Below are 21892 nucleotides of genomic sequence, written 5' to 3'. Positions count from 1 at the left end.
GCCGCGACCATCAGATCAGCTCGACGGCGACGTGGTGACGCGCGCGGATCATGTCGTAGCGCGCCGGAACCGCCGGCGGCGGCAGATCGATCATGCGCTGCACCGCCAGCCGGCCGCGCGCGGCGATCTCCTCGGGCACCGTCACCTCGTGCTTCATCTCGAGCAGACAGTCGCGGATGTTCTCCAGCGTGATCCGCTTCATGTGCGGGCACAGGTTGCAGGGGCCGATGAAGCGCGTGTCCGGGGCGTCGGCGGCGACATTGGCGGCCATCGAGCATTCGGTGATCAGCACCACCTCGCGCGGCCGGCGCTGGACGACATAGTCGTTCATGGCGGCGGTCGAGCCGGCGAAGTCGGCGGCGGCCAGCACCTCCTCGGGGCATTCCGGGTGGGCGAGGATCTCGGCGCCGGGATAGGCCTCGCGCATCTCGGCGATGTCAGCGGCGGTGAAGCGCTCGTGCACCTCGCAGCGGCCCTTCCAGGCGATGATGCCGACCGGCGTCTGGGCCGCCACGTTGCGCGCCAGGAACTCGTCGGGGATCAGGATGACCCGGTCGACGCCCCACTCGCGGGCGGCCCACTCGACGACCTGGACGGCGTTGGCCGAGGTGCAGCAGATGTCGGTCTCGGCCTTCACGTCAGCCGTGGTGTTCACATAGGTCACCACCGGCAGACCGGGGTAGCGGGCCTTGATCAGCCGCACGTCGGCCCCCGTGATCGAGGCCGCGAGCGAGCAGCCGGCGCGCAGGTCCGGGATCAGCACCGTCTTGTCCGGCGACAGGATCTTCGACGTCTCGGCCATGAAGTGCACGCCGGCCTGGACGATCACCCGCGCCGGCGACCGCGCCGCCTCGCGGGCCAGTCCGAGGCTGTCGCCGACATAGTCGCCCACGCCGTGGAAGATTTCCGGGGTCATGTAGTTGTGCGCCAGGATGACGGCGTCGCGCTCTCGCTTCAGCCGGTTGATCTCGGCGATCAGCGGCGCCTGCAGCGACCACTCCAGAGGGGTGACATGATCCTTCAGGCGCGGCCACAGGTGCGCGGTCTCGCGCGCCGTCACCTCGTCCAGACCGGGAGCCTCGCCATAGGCCATCGCCGCCTCCTGTCCCGCTTATGCTCTATTTGAGCATAAGCGGCGCCCGAGAAAAGCGGGCTGCGCCCGCTTCCTTATGCTCAGATTTAGCATAAGGCCTGCGCAAGATAGAGGTTCGCCTGCAAGGCGCAAGGCCTCATGTCGCGGCGGCCGGCCGCAGCGCCCGCGCGAGTTCGGCTTCGGAGTAGGGTTTGCGCAGGAAGGGCCAGGGCGCATCCGCCAGGGTGGCGGCCACATCCTCGCCCGCATACCCCGAGGTGAGGACCACCCGCACCTCGGGATACTGCGCCGCCACCCGACGGGCCAGCTCCGCCCCGTTCATGCCGCCGGGCATGATGACGTCGGTCAGCATCAGGTCGAAACTGGCCGCCGCGAGCGCCGTCAGGGCCGCCTCGCCGCTGCCGGCGACCTCGACCTCATACCCCAGCCCCTGCAGCAGCTCCTCGGCGACCGTGGCCACCGCCGCGTCGTCCTCGACCAGCAGGACGCGCCCGGCCCCGGCGAGACCGCCAACAGGTTCCGGCTCCTCGATCACGGGGAGAGCATGATCCGCCGCGAGCGCGGGCAGCCACAGCGTGACCTCCGCGCCCCGGCCCGCTTCCGAGGCGATCCGGGCGTCGCCGCCGCTCTGGCGGCAGAAGCCGTAGACCTGGCTGAGCCCGAGCCCCGTGCCCTTGCCCAGCGGCTTGGTGGTGAAGAAGGGCTCGAAAGCGCGGTCGACGATGTCCGCGCTCATGCCGGCGCCATCGTCCGCGACGGTCAGCAGCACATAGAGTCCCGGGGCCAGGGTCGCGTCATCGCCCTCGGCCAGCCGGCGCGTACCGGTGCGCACCTCGACCCGGCCGCCCTCTCCGACGGCGTCCGAGGCGTTGACCACCAGATTGAGCAGCGCCGCCTCCAGCTGGGCGGGATCAATGTCCGCCCGGGGCGCGTCAGCCGCGAGCGCCAGGTCCAGCGCCACGCCGGGCGCCAAGGCGCGACGCAGCAGCGGTTCGCTTTGCTGGATCTGGGCGTTGAGATCGGTTGGCTCGGGCCGCAGGGCCTGACGGCGCGAGAAGGCAAGCAGCTGATGCGTCAGGCTTTCGCCCCGACGCGCGGCGCTGAGGGCGGCGCGGCCCAGTTTCTCGCGCCGCGCCGGATCGTCGCTGCGCAGGATGATGTCGAGCGCGCCGATCACCACGGTCAGCAGATTGTTGAAGTCATGCGCCACCCCGCCCGTGAGACGCCCGACGGCTTCCATGCGCTGGGCGTGCATGAGATCCGCTTCGGCCTTGGCCTTCTCGGCGAGGGCCGCCCCGACCCGGTCTTCCAGCAGCTCGTTGAGACGCTTCAGGTCCTGCTCGGCCTGTTTGGCGTCGGTGACATCGAAGGCCACACCCACGAAGCCGGCCACATCGCCGTGTGCGTCGAGGCGCGGGCGCGAAAACGACTTGAGCCAGCGGTAAACGCCGTCCGCCCTGCGGTAGCGCGCCTCCAGCGAGAACGGCTGACGTGTCGCCTCCCCGGCCAGGGACGCGGTCACCAGCCCGGGCTGATCGTCCGGGTGGATGTAGTCGCGCCAGTCGGCGTCGCGCACGGTCTCGTAGTCCCCGCCCATGTAGGCGACGTAGGCCTCGTTGACGAATTCGCGCCGACGCTCCCGATCGGTCACCCAGATCAGCACCGGGGCCGTATCGGCGATGGCGCGGAACCGCTCCTCGCTCTCGCGCGCCTCCGCGAGCGCCAGCCGCTGCTCGGTGACGTCGAACGACATGCCGACGTAGCCGAGGAAGGCGCCATCGACGTCAAACCGGGGGTTCACCGAACAGCGCATCCAGCGCCAGGCGCCGTCGGCCCGGCGGAATCTGGCCTCGAAGCCATACGGCAGCCGGCCAGGGCGATGCGCCGCCTGCACCGCCTCGACCCGGGCGACGTCGTCCGGGTGCAGGGCGGCGCGCCAGACATGGCCCAGCAGCGCGTCCATCGGCGTGCCGTAGAACTCGACGAGCGCCCGGTTGGCGAACTCCACCCGGGCCTCGACGTCAGTCATCCAGACCGGGGACGGAGCCGTATCCGCCATCAGGCGGAAGCGCACCTCGCTCTCGGCCCTCGCAGCGTCCGCTCGACGCGCCGGCGTGACGTCGACCAGCACCACCACATAGCCGTCGGGCGCGCCGTCGGCGGCGATCAGACCCCGCACGCTGGCGAGGCACCAGACCGGGGAGCCGTCAGGCGTCAGATAGCGCTTCTCGATCTCGCCACCGGGCGCGCCGGCCTGCATGCGCGCGAACAGGTCGATCGTCACCGCGACATCATCCGGATGGGTGATGTCCAGCGGACTGAGACCGATCAGGTCGTCTGCAGCGCGGCCGAGGATGGCCGCAAACCGGTCGTTGGCGGCCACGAAGCGCCCCTCGGCGTTCAATCGGGCCACACCGGCGGAAGACTGGTCGAGCAGGGCCCGAAGCTCGCTCTGACCAAGGTCAAGCGCCCGCGTCGCGGCGTCCTGGGCAGCCGACGCCGCATCGAGGTCGCAGATGGCCTGGCGCAAGGCTGCGGCGACGGCGGCGGAAAACAGTCCGACGAGAACGAAGTTGGTCGTGGCGACCCGACGGATGTGGTCGAACAGGTCGATGCCGCTGGTCGCGCCGACGAGCACCCAGCCCCCGGCGAGGCAGGCGATCAGGGCCGTCACGCCCGCCACCGGTCCCGCCGCAAGGGTGGCGACGATCACCGCCGGCAGGAAGATCATGAAGCCGGCCGCATCGCCGTAGGCGGCGCTGAGCGCCCAGCGCAGAATCAGCACGGCGAGCGCCGCCGTCAGACCGAGGCCGACCGCCTGCAGCGGGGTCGCCCGACGACGCGCAGCGCGCGCCAGAAGCCGGCTCAGTCCGCCTGCCTCAAGAACCGCCCGTAAGCCCGTCATGCATCCCCCGCGCCGACGGCTCCAACCCCTCCACGGGATCGGCCATCGACCCTGCGCAACCCTTGCGACGACAAAACGTTCCGTCCGCCCCGGATGGCAGGCGCCAAGTCACTCATTGGCGCCGCGGGCCGGCCCGTGGCCCTTGCGGACAGGCTGACCCGCCCCACCTTCTCAATCAAGACCCTGTAGTCACCAAGGAGATCAACTGATGAACGTTCAACCGCAGACGGGCCTCGGCGCCGCGGACCGGAGCGGCGTCGCCGACGAGCTGGGCAAGGTGCTGGCGGACAGCTTCGCCCTGTACCAGAAAACCCACGGCTATCACTGGAACGTCCGCGGGCCGGAATTCTTCAGCTATCATAATCTGCTGGAGCAGCAGTACCGCGAGATCTGGGAAGCGCTCGATGACATCGCCGAGCGCATTCGTGGTCTCGGCAAGCTGGCCCCGCAGGGCCCGTCCGCGCTGGCCAATCTGACCGGAATCAAGGAGGGCGATCCCGAGAAGGACGCCCAGGGCATGCTCAAGGAGCTGATGCGCGACCACGAGACGGTGATCGCCAGCGCCCGTCATGCCCTCGAAGTCAGCGACGAGGCCGGCGACGAGGTCACCGTGGACCTGATGACCCAGCGCCTCGCGGCGCACGAGAAGCACGCCTGGATGCTGCGTTCGAGTCTCGGCGGTATCTGAGTTCGCCACGAAGTCGCCGGTTTGCGCGGCTAGGTCGCCCCTCGCATGCATCTGATCGAAGTCCACGCGCGACGCGGCGTTCGCCGTCTGGCCGCCGCCGCCCCCGCGGTAGTGGCGGTGCTCGGCGTCGCCCTGTCCGCGGGGTCTGCGCCGCGGCCGGATCTCGACCGGACGGCCGAGTCGGTGGCCCGCGCCACCGGCGGCGACCTCGGCCCTGCCGGCTTCGAGCGCCTGACGGCGCGCCTCGACCCCGCCCAGATGGCGGTGGCCGCGCGCTTCGATCCCGCGTCGCCCTCCGCCGCAGCGCTGGGCCTGACACCGGGCTGGGAGAGCCTGTCGCTGATCGGCCGCCCGATCGAGGTGCGGGGGGCCGGGCTTGAAGCCCGCCGTCGCAATGCAGCGGTGGCCCCCGACACAGGCGCGCTGCGGGCTGCAAGGCCGTTCGCCTTCACCCCCCGCAGCGCCGAAGACGCCCGGCGCGCCCGACGCTGCCTGACCCAGGCGATCTATTACGAGGCGGCCCTCGAAAGCACGGAAGGGCAGGAGGCTGTGGCCCAGGTCATCCTCAACCGTGTGCGCGATCCGAACTATCCGTCCAGCATCTGCGGGGTGGTGTTCCAGGGCGCCGAGCGGACCACGGGCTGCCAGTTCAGCTTCACCTGCGACGGCTCTCTCGCGCAGGGTCCTGTCGACTGGGCCTGGCGGCGGGCGGCGATCGTGGCCGACCGCGCCCTCGCCGGGAAGGTGGCCACCGCCGTGGGCACGGCGACCCACTACCATGCCGACTATGTCGACCCCTGGTGGAGGCCGACGCTCAGCAAGCTGACCCAGATCGGCGCCCACATCTTCTACCGCTGGAAGGGCTGGGCCGGCGAAACCGCCGCCTTCACCCAGGGCTACTCGGGCGTGGAGCCGGTCATCGACGAGTCGCGCTTCGCGCGCCCCCGGCTGACGTCCCCCGACGCAGAGCTGCAGCTCGCAGCCGACGAGCCGGCGCCGGTTTCGCCGCAGCCGGGCCTCGCCGGTCCGCTGCGCACGGTCGAGATCGACGGGCAGACCCGCATCGTCGGCGTGGCCAGTCTGGGCGGCCGCCGCCCGCCCACCGCCGACGAGATCGCCGCCATCAACGCGCGCCTCGCCACGTTCGAGACGGGCGCGTCTTCGCCGCCTCCGCCACCGCCACCGCCCGGCGTCACCCCGCTCGCCGTCGAGGAAGTCGGTCGCCCCGTCGCTCCCTGACGGCAACCCGGCGGCCCGGTCTGCATTCTCACCCTCGCGGCCGCGCTCCTGGCGGCATCTCCGAGGTGACCTGTGACCGACCCCGCCGTACCGCGTCTCGCCGAGGATCTTCCGGACGCTGCGGAAGCCCGGTTTCGGGCGCTTGCCGACACCATGCCGCAAATGGTGTGGTCGACCCGGCCGGACGGCTTCCACGACTACTTCAACGCCCGCTGGTACGACTTCACCGGCATGCCCGTCGGCGCGACCGACGGCGAGGGTTGGGCGGAGCTGTTCCATCCCGAGGACCAGCCGCGGGCCTGGGCGCGATGGCGGCGTTGCCTCGAGACCGGCGAGCCGTACGAGATCGAATACCGGCTGCGCCATCACACGGGGGCGTGGAGATGGACTCTCGGGCGGGCCAATCCGATACGCGACCCGGACGGCCGCATCGTCCGCTGGCTGGGCACCTGCACCGATGTCGACGACCTGAAGCGGCTGGAGGCGTCACAGGCGCTGATCAGCCAGGAGCTCAGCCACCGGATCAAGAATATCTTCGCCGTGGTCACCGCCCTCGTCGCCCTGTCAGCGCGGCAACATCCGGCGGCGGCGGAGTTCGCCCGCACCCTGCGCACCCGCATCAGCGCGCTTGCCCGCGCCCACGAGTTCGTCCGGCCGCACACCGAAGCGTCGCGGCCCACGGTAGGCTCGATGACGCTGCATGCCTTTCTGGCGGCCCTGTTCCGGCCCTACGTCAGCGACGACGGCCGCCCGCAGGTCGAGATCGTCGGCGACGACATGGGGTTCGACGACCAGTCGGCCACGCCTGTCGCCCTGCTGTTTCACGAACTGGCGACGAACGCCGCCAAGTACGGCGCGCTGTCGAGGCCCGGCGGGCGGGTCCGCCTCGAGACCTCCACCCGCGATGACCGCTTCCTGCTGAGCTGGCGCGAACGCGGTGGCCCGACCGTCCGCCCGCCGGAGCGCTCCGGCTTCGGCTCATCCCTCACCCGCCTCTCCGTGGAGGGACAGCTGGGTGGGGACATCCACCGGACCTGGGCTCCCGAGGGGCTGCAGGTCGACATCTCGCTGCCAGCCTCCGCGATGTCGCGACGCAGGGCAGCCCTGCGCGGGGACGGAAACCCCATAGCCGGATCGGCGTTGGATACTGGAACCGCTTGAGTATCGAGACCATGCCTGCCCGGATCCTGATCGTAGAAGACGAGGCCCTCGTCGCCATGGAGCTCCGCTTCGTACTGGAAGACCTCGGTCACGAGGTCGCCGGGCAGGCGGCTGACACCGCGACCGCCCTGACCGTCATCGGGGACCGGCCGATCGACCTCGCGCTGGTGGACATTCACCTCTCGGACGGGCCGACCGGCGTGGGGCTGGGACGGCGACTGGCCGCCCTGGGCGTCACCGTGGTGTTCCTGACCGCGAACCCTGGCATGGTGCGCGACGGGGTGGACGGGGCGCTGGGCGTCCTTTCCAAGCCGACCGACGAGCGCGCCGTCGGGAGCACCGTGGCCTATGCCCTCGCCCACCGCGAGGGTCAGCCGGTGCAGTACGCCCCGCCGGAGCTGAAGCTGTTCGCCGCCTGACCGGTGGGCCCGGTCAGTCCCACTGGCCGATTTTCTCGGCCTCGCGGTGGCTGATCGGGTGGCCCTCGGCCTTGTGGTCCTGCTCGGCGAGGAAGCGGACCGCCTCCAGCGCCGCCATGCAGCCCATGCCGGCCGCGGTCACAGCCTGTCGATAGATGTCGTCGGTGACGTCGCCGGCGGCGTAGACGCCTTCGATGGCGGTCGCCGCGGTCCCGGGCTTCACCCGCAGATAACCGCCCTCGTTGGTCTCCAGCACCCCGGCGAACAGCTCGGACGCCGGAGCGTGGCCGATGGCGATGAACACGCCGTCACAGGCCAGGTCTGTGGTCTCGCCGGTACGCACATGCTTGAGCCGCACGCCGGTGACATTGGCGGAGACGCCGTCCTTCACGCCCAGCACCTCGTCGATGGCCGAATCCCAGATCACCTCGACCTTGGGATTGGACAGAAGACGATCCTGCAGGATGCGCTCGGCGCGCAGCTCGTCACGCCGGTGCACCAGCGTCACCTTGGCGGCGAAATTGGTCAGGAACAGCGCCTCCTCCACGGCCGTGTTGCCGCCACCGACGACCACCACGTTCTTGCCGCGATAGAAGAAGCCGTCGCAGGTGGCGCAGGCGGAGACGCCGAAGCCACGGTAGGCCTGTTCGGACTCGATCCCCAGCCACTTGGCCTGGGCGCCGGTGGAGATGATCACCGTCTCGGCCAGGATTTCGGTCCCGGAATCGAGCGTCAGGCGGAACGGGCGCTGCGACAGGTCCGCACGGGTGACGATGTCGTGGATGACCTCCGTGCCGACATGCTCGGCCTGCTTCTGCATCTGCTCCATCAGCCAGGGCCCCTGGATGACGTCGGCGAAGCCCGGATAGTTCTCGACATCCGTGGTGATGGTCAGCTGGCCTCCGGGCTGCAGGCCGGCGATGACCACGGGCTTGAGCAGGGCGCGGGCGGCGTAGATGGCGGCGGTCCAGCCGGCGGGACCGGACCCGATGATGGCGACGCGGACGGAGCGGGGTTCTGCAGGAATCGACATGGCGCTAATCTAGGCGCCTTCGACACCAGATGCGACGGAGAGGCGACGTGTCCGCACCCGAAAATCCGCCCACCACCACCCGGCTGGGCATCGGTATCGCCCTCGGCGCCGCGATCGGCTCCGCCGTCGGCCTGACGACCGGCGACCTCGCCCTGTGGCTGGCGCTGGGCGTCGCGATCGGCGTCGGCGTCGGGGCGGCCATGGACGCGCGCGCCAAGGCGGCGGCGTCCCCGTCGCGCAAGCGCGGCGATGGCGGAGAGGGCGGGGTGTCGCCCACCCTTATCGCCGGCGACAGCGGCGGCAAGGGCAAGGGCGGCATGGATGACGCCGGCGACGGCGGGGGCGATGGCGGCGGCGGCGACTGACGCGGTCTAGCCGCGCGCGGCGAAGGCCTCGAGCACCGCCGCCGCGGCGCGTCGGGTCTCGTCCAGCGGCGCGTAGGTCCAGGCCGGCAGGGCGGGATCGAACGGCCGCGCGGCCCCGCACGCCTCGAGCGCCTCGCTCAGGCGGGCGAACTTGGGCGACGGACGGCGCGCGACCATTGGCAGCAGATGCACCGGCTTGCCGGTCGAGGCCGCCTCGGTGGCCATGTTGGCGCTGTCCTCGGTGACGAGGACATGGTCCGCCGCGGCGAGGAAGGCGAACAGGGGATTAGCCCCCTGCCCGTCCCAGATCCAGCCGGGCGTCTCCGCCAGCGCCGCGCGCAGGGCCGCCTGCGCGGGCTCAGGCGTCCGCCGCGAGAAGGTCAACAGCAGCGATCCACCTGCGGCAGCGACTGCACCGGCGATTTGCCGCCCCAGCTCGGTCGCATGGGCCTGTGTCAGGTCGAACGCCTTTGACCGGCCACCGATCATGGCGGCGATCCGGGGCCGCGGCAGGGCCTCGATTCGGTCAGCGAAGGCCGGGGCGGCTGTCGCGAGACGCTCTGCGGTGACGCGATGAGGCGCCCCGAGGATCTCGAAAACGTTGTCGCCTTCAAGCCGGTCATGGGCCGGGGCGATGACCAGATCGAACAGGCGCGGCGGCAGGCGCGGGTCCTGGATCTGCACGACGAAGGGGCCATGCGGCTGCCGCCGGGCGGCGAGCGCCAGCGGCAGGCTGGCCCGGCCGCAGCCGATCCAGATGTCGCAGCCTGGCCCGAGAGCGTCTTGCCCCTCGGCCAGCATCGCGGGCGTCTTCAACTGCGCCGGCAGAAGGTCAAAGGCACCTTTCCAGGTGACGCGCACCACATCGATGGCGGCGGGCGCCAGCCGACCAATCGCCTCGGCCAGCCCAAGCGCCTGATTCTCGATCCCGGCCCGGCCGTCGGTGACGACCCTCAGCCGCAACGGCGCGGTCTGCGCCGTCAGATCCACTCGACCTTGAGGATTTCGTACGCCTTCACGCCACCGGGCGTGTTGACCTCGACCACATCTCCGACCTCCTTGGAGATCAGGGCGCGCGCGATCGGGCTGGCGATCGAGATGCGCCCCAGCTTCACGTCGGCCTCATGCTCGCCGACGATCTGGTAGCGATGCTCGTCCTCGGTGTCCTCGTCGACGACGGTGACCGTCGCCCCGAACTTCACCTGGGCGCCCGACAGCTTGGACACGTCGATGATCTGGGCGCGGCTGATCTTGTCCTCGATCTCGGCGATCTGGCCCTCGATCCAGCCCTGGCGCTCCTTGGCTGCGTGGTACTCGGCGTTCTCGGACAGGTCCCCATGCGCCCGCGCCTCCGCGATCGCCGCGATGACGCTCGGGCGCTCGACAGACTTGAGCTGCTTCAACTGGATGTCGAGGACACGGTAGCCCTCGGCCGTCATCGGCACTTTTTCCATTGTGACGTGGGTTTCCGTCTGACGCCCGAACTGGAGGTGAAACGCGGGAGCACAAGGCCCCGGACCGCTGGGCGTGCGCGGCCGGGGAAAGAGGATAGGGTGGCCGTAAGCCATGTTCAAGCGGTGTTTCGCGGCCGCGAAAGGCGATGGCGCGCCAGAGCGAAGATGGCCCAGACCGCGCCCGCCACAAGGCCGGCGGCGACCAGCCAGGCCGCTGCGGCCACGCCGGCCGCCAGGAAGGCGATCAAGAGAAGGGTGAGACCGGCCAGGCCGGCGGCGATCTGGAGGGTGTGCAGGCGCATGGCGCGAAAACGTCGTCGCCCGCCCCGGGTTGCCTCACATCAACGCGAACGCCCCCGCACGACGGTGGCCGCCAGCGTAAACAGGACGACGTTGAGCAGCACGGCCCCGGCTTCGAGCTGCAGGCCGTGCACCACCGCCATGATCAGCGCCATGGCCGCCAGCAGGGCGGCTGCGCCCAGCAGAGGCGGACGGCCCAGTCGCCACGAGGCGAGCGGCGCGAGCAGCGCCAGACCGGCGACCACCTCGACGAGGCCAACGCCGCGAACGAAACCCGAACTCGCCGCGCCGGACCAGCTGAACAGCAGGGCCAGATGATCGAGCGGCTCGGTCAGCTTGGCATAGCCGGCGGCCACGAAGAACATCGCCAGCCAGCCCTGGAACGTCCACAGCAGCAGGTTGCGCCGCGTGGCGCGAAGCCTTTCGCGGGGGCCGAGGGGACGGGAGGCGGCGTTGAGGGTCGTCATGGTTCAGAAGGGGTCAGGACTGGCGGGGGAGGTTGTCCGCTCCTAGGTCGGGGGGCGCCGATGATCCGACAAGAAGGCACAAATATGTTACCGCCACGCTTATGCGATGGGTCGCCGCCACCCGGCGCGGACGGGACGGACTGCCTCGCGGTCCGCGAAGTGCTGGGCCGCGTGGGCGACAAATGGTCCCTGCTGATCGTCGGACAGCTGGCCCAAGGGTCCAAGCGATTCAATGAGTTGCGGCGCGCCGTGGACGGGGTGTCCCAGCGGATGCTGACGCTCACCCTGCGCGGCCTGGAGCGGGACGGTCTTGTCGCCCGCACCGTTCACCCTGGCGTGCCGCCGCGGGTCGATTACGCCCTGACCCCGGTCGGCGAGACGCTTCTGGCGCCGGTCTGCGGCCTGGTGGCGTGGGCGGAGGCGCACCGAACGGCCATCACGGCGGCGCGCGCGGCGTTCGATGCGGCCTCGACCGCCGGCCCCCTGCCCCGCCAGGACGCCGCCTGATGGCGCGCAAGCACGTCAACCAGGGACGGGTCGCGGCCAAGGCCGACCTGCCTGAGAAGATCTGCGTCACCTGCGCCCGTCCGTTCAGCTGGCGGCGCAAATGGGCGCGGGACTGGGATCAGGTCCGCTACTGTTCCGATCGCTGTCGCGCGGCCGGCCCGAAGGCGTAGGCGTCGCGGGCCGCCGCCAGTCGCGCCAGCTTGGCCTCGAACGGCCCCCAGTCATCGTCCCGGTCGATCGCCGCCCAGATGGCCTCGACCTCGTCGATCAGCATCTCTTCGGGCTCCGCGGCCTGGAAGACCGGAACCTCCAGTCGTTCGGGCCTGTCCGGGGCATGTTCGAACAGGACGGCGCGGAAGGCGTCGAAGGTGCGCCCCTGATAGAGTTGCGCGCGCGGACCGGCGAGCGCCCGGCCGGCGCTGGAGAAGCCTCCGAACCAGTCGAAGAAGAGCGGCTCCCAGCGCAGCGCATCGCCGCCTTCCCGGAGGAGCGCCAGGGCGGCGTCGACGAGCGCCTGATCCGCCTCCTCCCCTGCGGAGACCACCCCGAACCGGCGCAGAAACGCCTGTCGCAGCGCGGCGATGTAGGCGGGCCCGAAGCCGTTGAGCACCTCGGTCAGGGCCTCCACAGGGGCCAGCGAGCGCAGCGTCCCGGCGAACTGGGTGAGGGCCCAGAACACGGCCTCCGGCTGACGCGCGAAGGCGTACAGCCCGAACTGGTCGAAATAGGCCGCCGTGAACCCGGGCTCGTAGCGCGGCAGGAAGCGCCATGGGCCGTAGTCGAAGCTCTCGCCGGTGACATTGAGATTGTCGGTGTTGAGGACGCCGTGCACGAAGCCGGCGGCGACCCAGGCGGCGGCGAGTCGCGCCGAGGCGTCGCGCACCGCCGCCAGAAGGCCCGGGACGTCCCCCTCGGCCACATGGGGGTGGTAGAGGCTGCGGGCATGCCCGGCGAGGGTCTCCAGCATGTCCTGTCGCTGCAGATACGCCGCCCGCTGGAAGGTGCCGAAGCGGATATGGCTATGGGACAGGCGCACCAGCACCGCGGACCGGGTCGGCGAGGGCTCGTCGCCGCGCTCGAGCGCCTCGCCGGTCTCGATCAGGCTCAGGGCCCGGCTGGTCGGAACCCCTAGGGTCTCGAGCATTTCGGCGGCCAGCACCTCACGCACGCCGCCCTTCAGCGTCAGCCGTCCGTCGGCCCCGCGCGACCACGGCGTCTGGCCGCTGCCTTTGGTGCCGAGATCCAGCAAACGCCCGTCCTCGGCCTGCAGCTGCGCGGCGAGGAACCCTCGGCCGTCGCCGAGGTCCGGATTGTAGGTGCGGAACTGGTGCCCATGGTAGCGCATGGCGATCGGGCCGGGCTGACCGGGAAGCGGCTCGAGCCGACCGAAGTGGGCCAGCCACTCCGCGTCCGTCAGATCCGCCAGCCCGCACGTGGCCGCGGCCCTCGAATTGCGAAACCGCAGCCGGGTCTCGGGAAACGCCGCCGGCGAGACCGGGTCGCCGAACTCGGGGCCGAGCGCCGCGAAACGGGGCGCGGGGCTGTAGGAGGATGACACGGGCATCCCGGGCACATGCGGCCGACGGAAGCGCGCTGCAAGCGTCAGTTTTCGTTGAACCGTGGCCGCGGGTCGTTATGGTGCGCCGCAGAGATCGGGCCCTTGCCCGTCCTTCGGGGCGCTGGCGGGTCCGGCCGGTCGGTCCCCAGTCCAGTTTGGCGGGCCGGCTTCGGTCCGGCGGCCGTCGATAACCGGCCGCCAAGAACGTCGACCTGTTTGCTCCGGAGGCCGCATTGGCGCGCAAGATCACGCTCGATTTTCTCAAGACCGAGGCCGCCTCGGGCGCCTTTCTGGGCCTCGCGGCCCTGGCGGCCCTGATCGTCGCCAACTCCGCCTGGGCGGACCAGTACTTCGCCTTCCTCAAGGGCTACCAGACCCTTCAGATGGGCCCGCTGGTCCTGACCATGGCCCTGTCCGACTGGGTCAAGGAAGGGCTGATGGCGATCTTCTTCCTCGTCGTCGGCCTTGAGATCAAATACGAGATCCTGAAGGGCGAGCTGTCGGACCCGCGGCGTCTGGCCACACCCGTGCTGGCCGCGCTCGGCGGCATGGTCGGCCCGGCCCTCGTCTATCTCGGCATCACCCACGCGCTCGGTGGCCCCGCCCAGGGGTGGCCGATCCCGCTGGCCACGGACATCGCCTTCGCCCTGGCCGTGTTCGCCCTCGTGGCGCGCGGCCTGCCGACGTCGCTGCGGGTGTTCCTGCTGACCCTCGCCATTGTCGATGACCTGGGCGCCATCGCCCTGATCGCCATCCTGTTCAGCGGCGGCGTCCAGATCACCCCGCTCCTCGTGGCGGTCGGGATCATCTTCGCCATGGGTATTCTGTCGCGCGTCCGCATCACGCCGCCCTTCTGGGTGCTGGCCTTCGCGGCGGTGTGGTGGTTCACCGTGCAGGCCGAGCTGTCGACCTCGCTCGCCGCCGTGGCCTTCGCCACCATCGTCCCGGTCAACACGCGCAAGCCGGGCCACGACAGCCCGCTCAAGGAGGCGATGCACGAGCTGCACCCTTACGTCGCCTATGTGATCCTGCCGATCTTCGCCTTCTCCAAGGCCGGGGTGTCGTTCGCGGGCATCAGCCTCGAAGCCTTGTTCACCCCGCTGGTCCTCGGCATCGCCATGGGCCTGTTCATCGGCAAGCAGATCGGCGTGCTGGGCTTCGCCTGGCTGGCGACGGCGCTCAAGATCGGGGCCAAGCCGCGCGGCGCGACCTGGCCGCAGGTCTATGGCGTCAGCCTGCTGTGCGGCGTCGGCTTCACCATGAGCCTGTTCATCGGGGCCCTCGCCTTCCCGGGCGCGATCGACTCACCCGAGCAGGTGCAGGTGAAGCTGGGCGTGCTGGGCGGATCGTTGCTTTCCGGTCTGCTCGGCGCGTTCATCTTGCTCCGTGAGCCGCGGCCCAAGGTCGAAACCGCCCCCGAAGCTTGACGCAACGTCATCGTTTTTTGTCGTTTTCGCATCACACCCGCGTCAGCGGGGGCGAAATCACGACGCAGGGCGGGCGAGTACGCTTGTCGGTAGGTTGAACCTGGATTACGCCAAAGGTTCGAGGGTTCGTGTCCGTGTTTCAAAGAAGACGCGACCCGAGGGACAGGAAATGACCGGGGCTTCGGCCCTTTTCAGGAGCGGGGACGCACATGCGACTCAACCGGACTCTTCGTACGACCGCCTCGGGCGCCGTTCTCGGCGCTGCGCTGCTCGGCGGCGGCGCCGCCATGGCCCAGGACGGCCAGGTCACCACCGTCGACGAGATCATCGTCACCGCGCAGCTGCGCGAGCAGAGCCTGCAGGAGGTGCCCGTCGTGGTCACCACCCTGTCGGAAGAAGCGCTCGCCAACGCCGGCGTCCGTGACATCAAGGACGTCCAGGTCCTGACGCCGGGCCTGACGGTGACGTCGACCTCGTCGGAAGCCTCGACCACCGCCCGGATCCGCGGCGTCGGCACCGTCGGCGACAACCCGGGTCTGGAAAGCTCGGTCGGCATCGTCATTGACGGCGTGTACCGCTCGCGGAACGGCGTCGGCTTCGGCGACCTCGGCGAGCTGGAGCGGATCGAGGTTCTGAAGGGGCCGCAGGGCACCCTGTTCGGCAAGAACACCTCGGCCGGCGTGATCAATGTCATCACCCAGCTGCCGAGCTTCACGCCGGAGTACAATCTGGAACTGACGGCCGGGAACTACGGCGCCCTCGGCGCCGCCGGCTCGGTCAGCGGCCCGATCACCGAGACCCTCGCCATGCGCCTGTTCGCCGCCCGCCGGGTGCGCGACGGCTTCTATGACGTGAACACCGGCGACGGCCCCCGCACGCTAACGGACGACAACAATCAGGACTACTGGACCACCCGCGGCCAGCTGCTGTTCCTGCCGAACGACAACACCTCGATCCGCTTGATCGCCGACTATTCGAAGCGCGAGGAGTACTGCTGCACGGGCGTGTCGATCCGTACCGGCCCGACCTTCGGCATCATCGATGGCCTGTCGAACGGCACGGGCACCCGTCCGCCGGCGACCGGCTTCGGCGAACTGCCGTTCTCGCGTGAGGCGTTCGCCAACCGCGGCAGCGACCAGGAAATGACCGACCGCGGTCTGTCGGCCGAGGTCAACATCGACATCCCGTCGATGAACGCCCGCCTGACCTCGATCACCTCCTGGCGCGACTGGGAGACCGTCAACGCCCAGGACATCGACTACACCGGCGCCGACATTCTCTATCGCGAGAAGGACGGCCTGTACGCCTACACGGTCGAGAACCTGACCCAGGAACTGCGTCTGGCCGGCACCACCGACCGCCTCGACTGGCTGGTGGGCGTGTTCGCCACCACCGAGAGCATCGATCGGGCCGACTCGTACTACTACGGCGCTGACTACACCCCGTTCATCTCGCTGCTGCTGACCAACGGCGCCAGCCCGGCCTTTGTCGGCTGCCTGACCCGTCCGGGCCAGACCGCCGCGACCCTCGCCCAGTGCGCGGGTTCGGGCGGCGCGGTCAACGGCGGCGGCCCCGGCTTCGGCACGGGTCTCGGCGCGGTGGACAACTACACCCAGGACACGACCTCGTTCGCGGTGTTCACCAACAACACGTTCCGCCTGACCGACCAGTTCGATGTCACCTTCGGCCTGCGCTACACGCAGGACTCCAAGGAACTGACTGGCCGTCAGGACAACGTCGGCACCAACGGCCAGGCCTGCGGCTCCGCCCTCGCCAACCAGGCGGCGATCGGGGCGGTCCTCGGCGCCTCGGCGGCCCGCGCGCTCGGCGTGGTCTGCCTGCCCTGGGCCAACGTCCTGTTCGACAACCGCTCGATCGACGAGGACTTCGACGACAGCGAGGTGACCGGCACGCTGAAGGCTACCTACCGCCTGAACGACGACTTCATGGTCTATGGCTCGTACGCCCGCGGCTACAAGAGCTACGGCTACAACATGGACCGCGTGCAGACGGGCGTGACCCCGAACGCATCGCTGTTCTTCCCGTCGGAAGTGGTCGACAGCTACGAGCTGGGCTTCAAGTCCACCCTGCTGGACGGCTCGCTGCTGTTCAACGCGACCTACTTCAACCAGACGTTCGAGAACTTCCAGCTCAACACCTTCCTCGGCACCGCCTTCGTGGTCGAATCGATCCCGGAGCTGACCTCGGAAGGCGTGGACGTCGACCTGCTGTGGTTCACCCCGGTGGAGGGCCTGACGCTCACCGGCGGCCTGACCTACGCCCAGACCGAATACGGCCGCTTCACCGCCGCCGACCTGACGGTGCCGGCGAACTTCCCGCAGCTCTCGCTGCTGCCGGGCGCCCAGGCCTCGTTCGCGCCGGAATGGTCGGGGTCCGCCTCGATCAACTACGAGCGCTCGCTCGGCAACGGCCTGCAGATGGGCCTGAGCCTGTCGGGCAAGTACATGACCGAGTACAACACCGGCTCTGACCTGCTGCCGTTCAAGCAGCAGGACGGCTACGGCCTGTTCAACGGCCGGATCTCGATCGGCGCCGAAAGCGAGCGTTGGACCGTGGATCTGTGGGCCCAGAACCTGACCGACGAGGAGTACTATCAGGTCGTGTACAACTCGCCGCTGCAGGGCTCGGCCTTCGCCGCCACGGCCCAGCCGGACGGGACCTTCTACAACCCGGCGACCGACACCCAGGGCTACAGCGCCTTCCTCGGCGCCCCGCGCACCTGGGGCGTCACGCTCCGCGTCAGCTACTGATCGGACGTTCACTCCGAACAACGGAACGGCCGGGCGAAAGCCCGGCCGTTTTGCTTTGGAGATCGGGCGAGGGACAGGCGAGGGACAGACGAAGGCCCGCGCCGCGGACAGGCTACGGTCAAGCGGCCGAGGCCCCGCCCCCGGAGGACGGGAGCACGGCCGCGGCCAGTCAAAGGGTCAGGTGATTGACAGCCGCGACAGGCGCGCCCTCTGCGCGCCCGCCCTTGCGGCGCCTCTAGAAGCGGGCCGTCCCGGCGAGGATGTTGGCGTGCACCGTCGGCGACAGCTTCTGGTAGCCGTTCTTGCCGCCGCGGAAATACAGGTTCGGTCCGGCCAGCGCCGGATCGAAGCCTTCGCTCACCAGGTCCGTCTTGCGGTACTTGAACGTCCCCGTGGTGTCGGCGGCCTTGAGCAGGCGCACGAAAACCGGCTGGGCGTAGGCCGGGAGTTCAGCCGCCACCCATTCGCCGAACGCCTTGGCCGAGAAGGCCTCGTCCATGATCAGGGCCGCCATGCCGGCCTTGCCGTCCTGGCCGGGGACCGGCACGCCGTAGACGATGGCCTCGGCCACGCCCGGCGCGGCGGACAGACGCTCCTGCACCTCGGTGGTGGAGACGTTCTCGCCCTTCCAGCGGAAGGTGTCCCCGATCCGGTCGATGAAATAGTAGTAGCCCTCGGCGTCCTGGCGCATCAGGTCGCCGGTGCGGAACCAGCGGTCGCCGCGCTCGAACACGTCCTCGAGCACCTTCTTCTTGGAGGCGGCGGCGTCCGCGTAGCCGGAGTAGCTCTGGCGCAACTCGTCACCGATCCGGCCGATCGCTTCCCCGATCTCGCCTGCCGGCACCGGCAGGCACAGGCCGTTGACGCTCCGGACAGGCTCCTCCGTCTCGACGTCGAAGGCCACGAGACGGATGTTGATCTGCTTCTTCACGAACCACGGCACGCGGCCGATCGCGCCCGGCTTGCCGTCGAAGTTGAACAGCGAGACATTGCCCTCGGTCGAGCCGTAGAACTCGAGGATCTCGGGGATGCGGAACCGGCTCTTGAAGTCGGTCCAGACCTCGGGCCGCAGCCCGTTGCCGAAGGCCAGACGCAGCTTGTGCGCCCGCTCTTCCGGATGCTCGGGGCTGTTCACCAGGTAGCGGCACAGCTCGCCGATGTAGACGAAGGTGGTCGCCCCGCTGGCCGACACGTCGGCCCAGAAGCCGCCGGCCGAGAACTTGCGGCGGATGATCACCGCCCCGCCGTTCAGCAGGGTGGAGCCCACGCCCACCAGCCCGCCGGTCGAGTGATACAGCGGCAGACAGTTGTAGACCCGGTCCTTGTCGGTCGAGCCGGTCGCGCCCGCGAAGGCGCGCATGTAGGTCCGGGCCCGCGCGTGGATGATCTTGGCGGCCTTGGGCAGGCCGGTGGTGCCGGACGTGTAGATGTACATCGCCACGTCACGGTTGGTCAGACCCTCGCGCAGCGAGCGGGCCGGGCGGACAGACGAGGCGCCGCGGACGCCGGCCTCGAGGCTGCGGCGATCGCCGCTCTCGTCGGCCAGCTGCAGGCCCAGCACCCAGAGGGAGAGGGTCTTCTCGGCCATCGGGCGCGCGCTCTCCAGCGCTTCGACCGACTCGATGTCACAGATCACCTGCGAGGCCGAGACGATGTTCAGGCAGTGCGCCAGCGGCGCCCCGCTGAGGTTGGTGTTGATCAGGGCGCAGGGCACGCCGACCTTGGACAGACCCAGCCAGGCGGCGATGTAGTCCACCCGGTTGTTCATCATCAGCGCGACGACATCGGAGCGGCGCAGGCCGCGGCTGCGGGCCCAGTGGCCATAGCGGTTGGCCAGGGCGTCGAGGTCGCGATAGGTCAGGCGGCGGCGTTCATCCTCGAGCGCCACATGGTCGGGGAACTGGTCGACCACGGCCTCGATGTCGTCGCAGAGCAGATCGGCGCTCTCCATGGCGATCGGCGCCACGCGTTTCAGCAGCCGCCTGAGTCCCGACACGAACTTCAGGTCGCGCCGAACATTCGCCATCAGCCCCATCGTCTCGCAGCCTCCCTGCTGATGTCTTCTCCCCGGTGATGGAGAAGGTGCGGCGACGGGTCAACCGGCAGGGGAACCCGCGGGCGGTTCTTTTGTCGCGTCGCGCTGCGAAGTCGCAGTTTGCGCAAAGAACCTTCCCTTTACGTGCGCGTCAAGATAAGACTCGGGTCATGGCGAGCGCCGACGACCATCGCACCTACACGATCCGCCAGCTGTGCCGCGAGTTCGGGGCGACAGCCCGGGCGCTGAGGTTCTACGAAGACAAGGGCCTGCTCAACCCGGCCCGCAAGGGGCAGACGCGCGTCTATGACGCCCGCGACCGGGCCCGCCTCAAGCTGATTCTGCGGGGGCGCCGGATCGGCTTCACCCTGCAGGAGATCCAGCAGATGCTGGACCTCTATGATCACAAGGATCACAACGCCCATCAGATGGCCGTGGCCCTGCGCCGCCATCGCGCCCAGATCGAGCAGCTGCGCCGCCAGCGCGAGGATCTCGACGAGGCGATCGCCACCGCCGAGGAAGCCTGCCGCGTCATGGAGCAGAAGCTCGGCCAGTTCCGGCCCGACCTGCTGCCCGGCGCCGAGGAATACGCCAGCCTGCTCCGCGAGCGGCTGAACCCCGAACCCTACGTCCACGCCTTCAAAGCGAGAGCCTGATCATGCCCTACAAGGCCCCTGTCCGCGACCTGACCTTCTTCCTCAACGAGGTGCTGGAGATCGACCGCTACACCAATCAGGCGGGCTTCTCGGACGTGTCGTCCGATCTGGTGGGCCAGATCCTCGAGGAAGGCGCCAAGTTCGCCGAGGAGGTCATCGCGCCGCTGAACCGCGTCGGCGACGCCGAGGGGTGCAAGTGGGACGACGGCCACGTCACGGGCCCGACCGGGTGGAAGGAAGCCTACCACCAGATGGTCGAGGCCGGCTGGCCCAGCCTGACCTGTGACCCCGAGTTTGGCGGCCAGGGCATGCCGACCATCGTCGGCATGGCGTTCGGTCAGTTCACCGCGGCCGCCTCCCCGGCCTTCTCGATGTACCCCGGCCTGACCCATGGCTGCTACGAGGGCCTGCACGCCAATGGCTCGCCCGAGCAGAAGGCCAAGTACCTGCCCAAGCTGGCCTCGGGCGAGTGGGGCGGGACCATGAACCTGACCGAGCCCCAGTGCGGCACCGACCTCGGCCTGATCCGCACCAAGGCCGTGCCGAACGGTGACGGCAGCTACGCCATCACGGGCCAGAAGATCTGGATCAGCTCGGGCGAGCACGATTTCACGGACAATATCATCCATCTGGTGCTGGCCCGGATCGAGGGCGCCCCGGCGGGCATCAAGGGCATCAGCCTGTTCGTCGTGCCCAAGTTCATCGTCAACGACGATGGCTCGCTGGGCGAGCGCAACAGCCTCAAGTGCGTCGGTCTCGAGCACAAGATGGGCATCCACGGCAACGCCACCTGCGTCATGCAGTACGACGGCGCAACCGGATGGCTCGTCGGCCCGGAGAACAAGGGCATGGCCGGGATGTTCGTGATGATGAACGAGGCGAGACTGGGCACCGGCCTGCAGGGGCTGGCCATCGCCACGGCCGCCTATCAGGCCGCTGCCGAATTCGCCAAGGACCGCCTGCAGGGCCGCAGCCTGACCGGCCCGAAGAACGCCGAAGGCCCGGCCGACCCGATCATCGTCCACCCGGACGTGCGCCGCATGCTGCTGGAAGCCAAGGCCATCGTCGAGGGCGGCCAGGCCTTCGTGCTGTGGACCGCGCTGCAGGCCGACCTGCAGCGCGCCGAGGACGAGGCGGTGGCGACAAAGGCCCGCGACTACATGGGCCTGATCACGCCGGTGCTGAAGGCCTATCTGACCGACCGCGGCTTCCACGCCACCAGCCTCGCCATGCAGGTGCACGGCGGCTCGGGCTACACCGAACACTTCCCGGCCAGCCAGTATCTGCGCGACGCGCGCATCACCATGATCTACGAGGGCGCCAACGGCATTCAGGCGCTCGACCTGGTCGGCCGCAAGCTGCCCGCCAACGGCGGCCGCGCGATCATGAGCTGGTTCGCCGATATCGACGCCTACGTCGCCGAGCACGGCGGCAACGAGGCGGTGAAGCCGTTCATCGACGGCCTCGCGGACTCCAAGAAGGCCCTGCAGGACGGCACCATGTGGCTGATGCAGAACGGCATGCAGAACCCGGACAACGCCGGCGCCGCCTCGACCGACTATCTGCACATTTTCGGCCTGACCGCCCTCGCCTATGTCTGGGCCCAGATGGCCGTCGCGGCGCAGAAGCAGATCGACGCCGGCTCCACCGACCCCTTCTACAGCGGCAAGATCGCCACCGGCCGCTACTTCGTCGAGCGCATGCTGCCGGACGTGGGCGCCCACCTGAAGAAGCTGAAGACCGGCGCCGACGTGCTGATGGGCGTCCCGGCGGAGGCGTTCTGAGGTGTTTTCCCTCTCCTATCGGGAGAGGGG

General features: G+C 69.6%; 19 protein-coding genes and 1 pseudogene. 11 read left to right on the top strand and 9 right to left on the bottom strand.

Annotated features, from left to right (window positions below):
* Positions 1–10: 10 nt before the first annotated feature.
* Both nadA and VGN74_RS13960 read right to left on the bottom strand, forming a co-directional pair.
* The gene (gene nadA / locus VGN74_RS13965; protein WP_327449234.1) at positions 11–1093 is read right to left on the bottom strand and encodes a quinolinate synthase NadA; all 1083 of its coding nucleotides are present in this window, start codon (positions 1091–1093) and stop codon (positions 11–13) included.
* A 136-nt stretch (positions 1094–1229) separates the two neighbouring features.
* Positions 1230–3998: a PAS domain S-box protein gene (locus tag VGN74_RS13960; protein ID WP_327449232.1), complete on the bottom strand. Its 2769-nt coding sequence runs from the start codon at positions 3996–3998 to the stop codon at positions 1230–1232.
* 208 nt (positions 3999–4206) lie between these two features.
* On the opposite strand from VGN74_RS13960, the gene VGN74_RS13955 reads away from it, so the two are divergent.
* The 4 genes from VGN74_RS13955 to VGN74_RS13940 all read left to right on the top strand — a co-directional run bounded on the left by VGN74_RS13955 (position 4207) and on the right by VGN74_RS13940 (position 7505).
* Positions 4207–4686, top strand: a complete 480-nt coding sequence (locus VGN74_RS13955) for a Dps family protein (RefSeq protein WP_327449230.1) — start codon at positions 4207–4209, stop codon at positions 4684–4686.
* A gap of 45 nt (positions 4687–4731) precedes the next feature.
* Positions 4732–5925, top strand: a complete 1194-nt coding sequence (locus VGN74_RS13950) for a cell wall hydrolase (protein ID WP_327449228.1) — start codon at positions 4732–4734, stop codon at positions 5923–5925.
* A 72-nt stretch (positions 5926–5997) separates the two neighbouring features.
* Positions 5998–7086, top strand: a complete 1089-nt coding sequence (locus tag VGN74_RS13945; RefSeq protein ID WP_327449226.1) for a sensor histidine kinase — start codon at positions 5998–6000, stop codon at positions 7084–7086.
* Positions 7083–7505: a response regulator gene (locus VGN74_RS13940; RefSeq protein WP_327449224.1), complete on the top strand. Its 423-nt coding sequence runs from the start codon at positions 7083–7085 to the stop codon at positions 7503–7505. The genes VGN74_RS13945 and VGN74_RS13940 overlap by 4 nt, the downstream gene beginning before the upstream one ends.
* Before the next feature lie 13 nt (positions 7506–7518).
* Here VGN74_RS13940 and trxB read toward each other — a convergent pair whose 3' ends face one another.
* Positions 7519–8538, bottom strand: a complete 1020-nt coding sequence (trxB, locus tag VGN74_RS13935; protein ID WP_327449222.1) for a thioredoxin-disulfide reductase — start codon at positions 8536–8538, stop codon at positions 7519–7521.
* Between the two features lie 47 nt (positions 8539–8585).
* Between trxB and VGN74_RS13930 the strand changes: the two genes are divergently transcribed.
* Positions 8586–8903 (top strand): hypothetical protein, encoded by a 318-nt coding sequence (locus tag VGN74_RS13930; RefSeq protein ID WP_327449220.1) that lies wholly within the window; start codon positions 8586–8588, stop codon positions 8901–8903.
* Positions 8904–8909: 6 nt separating this feature from the next.
* Here VGN74_RS13930 and VGN74_RS13925 read toward each other — a convergent pair whose 3' ends face one another.
* The 4 genes from VGN74_RS13925 to VGN74_RS13910 all read right to left on the bottom strand — a co-directional run bounded on the left by VGN74_RS13925 (position 8910) and on the right by VGN74_RS13910 (position 11124).
* The gene (locus VGN74_RS13925; RefSeq protein WP_327449218.1) at positions 8910–9893 is read right to left on the bottom strand and encodes a mitochondrial fission ELM1 family protein; all 984 of its coding nucleotides are present in this window, start codon (positions 9891–9893) and stop codon (positions 8910–8912) included.
* Positions 9884–10357: a transcription elongation factor GreA gene (gene greA, locus VGN74_RS13920; protein ID WP_327449216.1), complete on the bottom strand. Its 474-nt coding sequence runs from the start codon at positions 10355–10357 to the stop codon at positions 9884–9886. The genes VGN74_RS13925 and greA overlap by 10 nt, the downstream gene beginning before the upstream one ends.
* Positions 10358–10473: 116 nt before the next feature.
* A complete protein-coding gene (locus VGN74_RS13915; protein ID WP_327449214.1) occupies positions 10474–10659 on the bottom strand; it encodes a hypothetical protein in 186 nt (61 codons plus the stop codon).
* 39 nt (positions 10660–10698) lie between these two features.
* Positions 10699–11124, bottom strand: a complete 426-nt coding sequence (locus VGN74_RS13910; protein WP_327449212.1) for a DoxX family protein — start codon at positions 11122–11124, stop codon at positions 10699–10701.
* Positions 11125–11283: 159 nt separating this feature from the next.
* Here VGN74_RS13910 and VGN74_RS13905 point away from each other — a divergent pair, with 159 nt between their 5' ends.
* Entirely contained in the window at positions 11284–11631 is a 348-nt protein-coding gene (locus VGN74_RS13905; RefSeq protein ID WP_327449210.1) for a helix-turn-helix domain-containing protein, read from the top strand.
* Positions 11631–11801 (top strand): DUF2256 domain-containing protein, encoded by a 171-nt coding sequence (locus tag VGN74_RS13900; RefSeq protein ID WP_327449208.1) that lies wholly within the window; start codon positions 11631–11633, stop codon positions 11799–11801. The genes VGN74_RS13905 and VGN74_RS13900 overlap by 1 nt, the downstream gene beginning before the upstream one ends.
* Here VGN74_RS13900 and VGN74_RS13895 read toward each other — a convergent pair.
* Entirely contained in the window at positions 11759–13195 is a 1437-nt protein-coding gene (locus tag VGN74_RS13895) for a protein adenylyltransferase SelO family protein (protein ID WP_327449206.1), read from the bottom strand. The genes VGN74_RS13900 and VGN74_RS13895 overlap by 43 nt on opposite strands.
* A 227-nt stretch (positions 13196–13422) precedes the next feature.
* Here VGN74_RS13895 and nhaA point away from each other — a divergent pair, with 227 nt between their 5' ends.
* Positions 13423–14616 carry a Na+/H+ antiporter NhaA gene (gene nhaA / locus VGN74_RS13890; protein WP_327449204.1) on the top strand — a complete coding sequence of 398 codons (1194 nt, stop codon included), beginning with the start codon at positions 13423–13425 and terminating at the stop codon, positions 14614–14616.
* Positions 14617–14825: 209 nt separating this feature from the next.
* Positions 14826–17387: a TonB-dependent receptor gene (locus VGN74_RS13885; protein WP_327449202.1), complete on the top strand. Its 2562-nt coding sequence runs from the start codon at positions 14826–14828 to the stop codon at positions 17385–17387.
* A gap of 235 nt (positions 17388–17622) precedes the next feature.
* Here VGN74_RS13885 and VGN74_RS13880 read toward each other — a convergent pair.
* Positions 17623–19425: pseudogene (locus tag VGN74_RS13880) on the bottom strand (long-chain-acyl-CoA synthetase); the annotation flags it as partial.
* Positions 19426–19592: 167 nt separating this feature from the next.
* Here VGN74_RS13880 and VGN74_RS13875 point away from each other — a divergent pair.
* Together VGN74_RS13875 and VGN74_RS13870 are read left to right on the top strand one after the other, a co-directional pair.
* On the top strand, positions 19593–20078 hold the full coding sequence (locus VGN74_RS13875; protein ID WP_327449200.1) for a MerR family DNA-binding transcriptional regulator: 486 nt from the start codon (positions 19593–19595) through the stop codon (positions 20076–20078).
* 2 nt (positions 20079–20080) lie between these two features.
* Positions 20081–21862, top strand: a complete 1782-nt coding sequence (locus tag VGN74_RS13870) for an acyl-CoA dehydrogenase C-terminal domain-containing protein (protein WP_327449198.1) — start codon at positions 20081–20083, stop codon at positions 21860–21862.
* Positions 21863–21892: the final 30 nt, after the last annotated feature.

Origin of the sequence: Brevundimonas sp., from assembly GCF_035998205.1 — a bacterium.
Lineage (GTDB): Bacteria > Pseudomonadota > Alphaproteobacteria > Caulobacterales > Caulobacteraceae > Brevundimonas.
This window is presented reverse-complemented; position numbering and strand designations above follow the sequence as displayed.

Bases quoted from the DNA above. Each gene is read 5' to 3' on its own strand.
- nadA (WP_327449234.1), bottom strand. From the start codon at position 1,093: ATGGCCTATGGCGAGGCTCCCGGTCTGGACGAGGTGACGGCGCGCGAG.
- VGN74_RS13960 (WP_327449232.1), bottom strand. From the start codon at position 3,998: ATGACGGGCTTACGGGCGGTTCTTGAGGCAGGCGGACTGAGCCGGCTT.
- VGN74_RS13955 (WP_327449230.1), top strand. From the start codon at position 4,207: ATGAACGTTCAACCGCAGACGGGCCTCGGCGCCGCGGACCGGAGCGGC.
- VGN74_RS13950 (WP_327449228.1), top strand. From the start codon at position 4,732: ATGCATCTGATCGAAGTCCACGCGCGACGCGGCGTTCGCCGTCTGGCC.
- trxB (WP_327449222.1), bottom strand. From the start codon at position 8,538: ATGTCGATTCCTGCAGAACCCCGCTCCGTCCGCGTCGCCATCATCGGG.
- greA (WP_327449216.1), bottom strand. From the start codon at position 10,357: ATGGAAAAAGTGCCGATGACGGCCGAGGGCTACCGTGTCCTCGACATC.
- VGN74_RS13915 (WP_327449214.1), bottom strand. From the start codon at position 10,659: ATGCGCCTGCACACCCTCCAGATCGCCGCCGGCCTGGCCGGTCTCACC.
- VGN74_RS13910 (WP_327449212.1), bottom strand. From the start codon at position 11,124: ATGACGACCCTCAACGCCGCCTCCCGTCCCCTCGGCCCCCGCGAAAGG.
- VGN74_RS13900 (WP_327449208.1), top strand. From the start codon at position 11,631: ATGGCGCGCAAGCACGTCAACCAGGGACGGGTCGCGGCCAAGGCCGAC.
- VGN74_RS13895 (WP_327449206.1), bottom strand. From the start codon at position 13,195: ATGCCCGTGTCATCCTCCTACAGCCCCGCGCCCCGTTTCGCGGCGCTC.
- VGN74_RS13885 (WP_327449202.1), top strand. From the start codon at position 14,826: ATGCGACTCAACCGGACTCTTCGTACGACCGCCTCGGGCGCCGTTCTC.
- VGN74_RS13875 (WP_327449200.1), top strand. From the start codon at position 19,593: ATGGCGAGCGCCGACGACCATCGCACCTACACGATCCGCCAGCTGTGC.
- VGN74_RS13870 (WP_327449198.1), top strand. From the start codon at position 20,081: ATGCCCTACAAGGCCCCTGTCCGCGACCTGACCTTCTTCCTCAACGAG.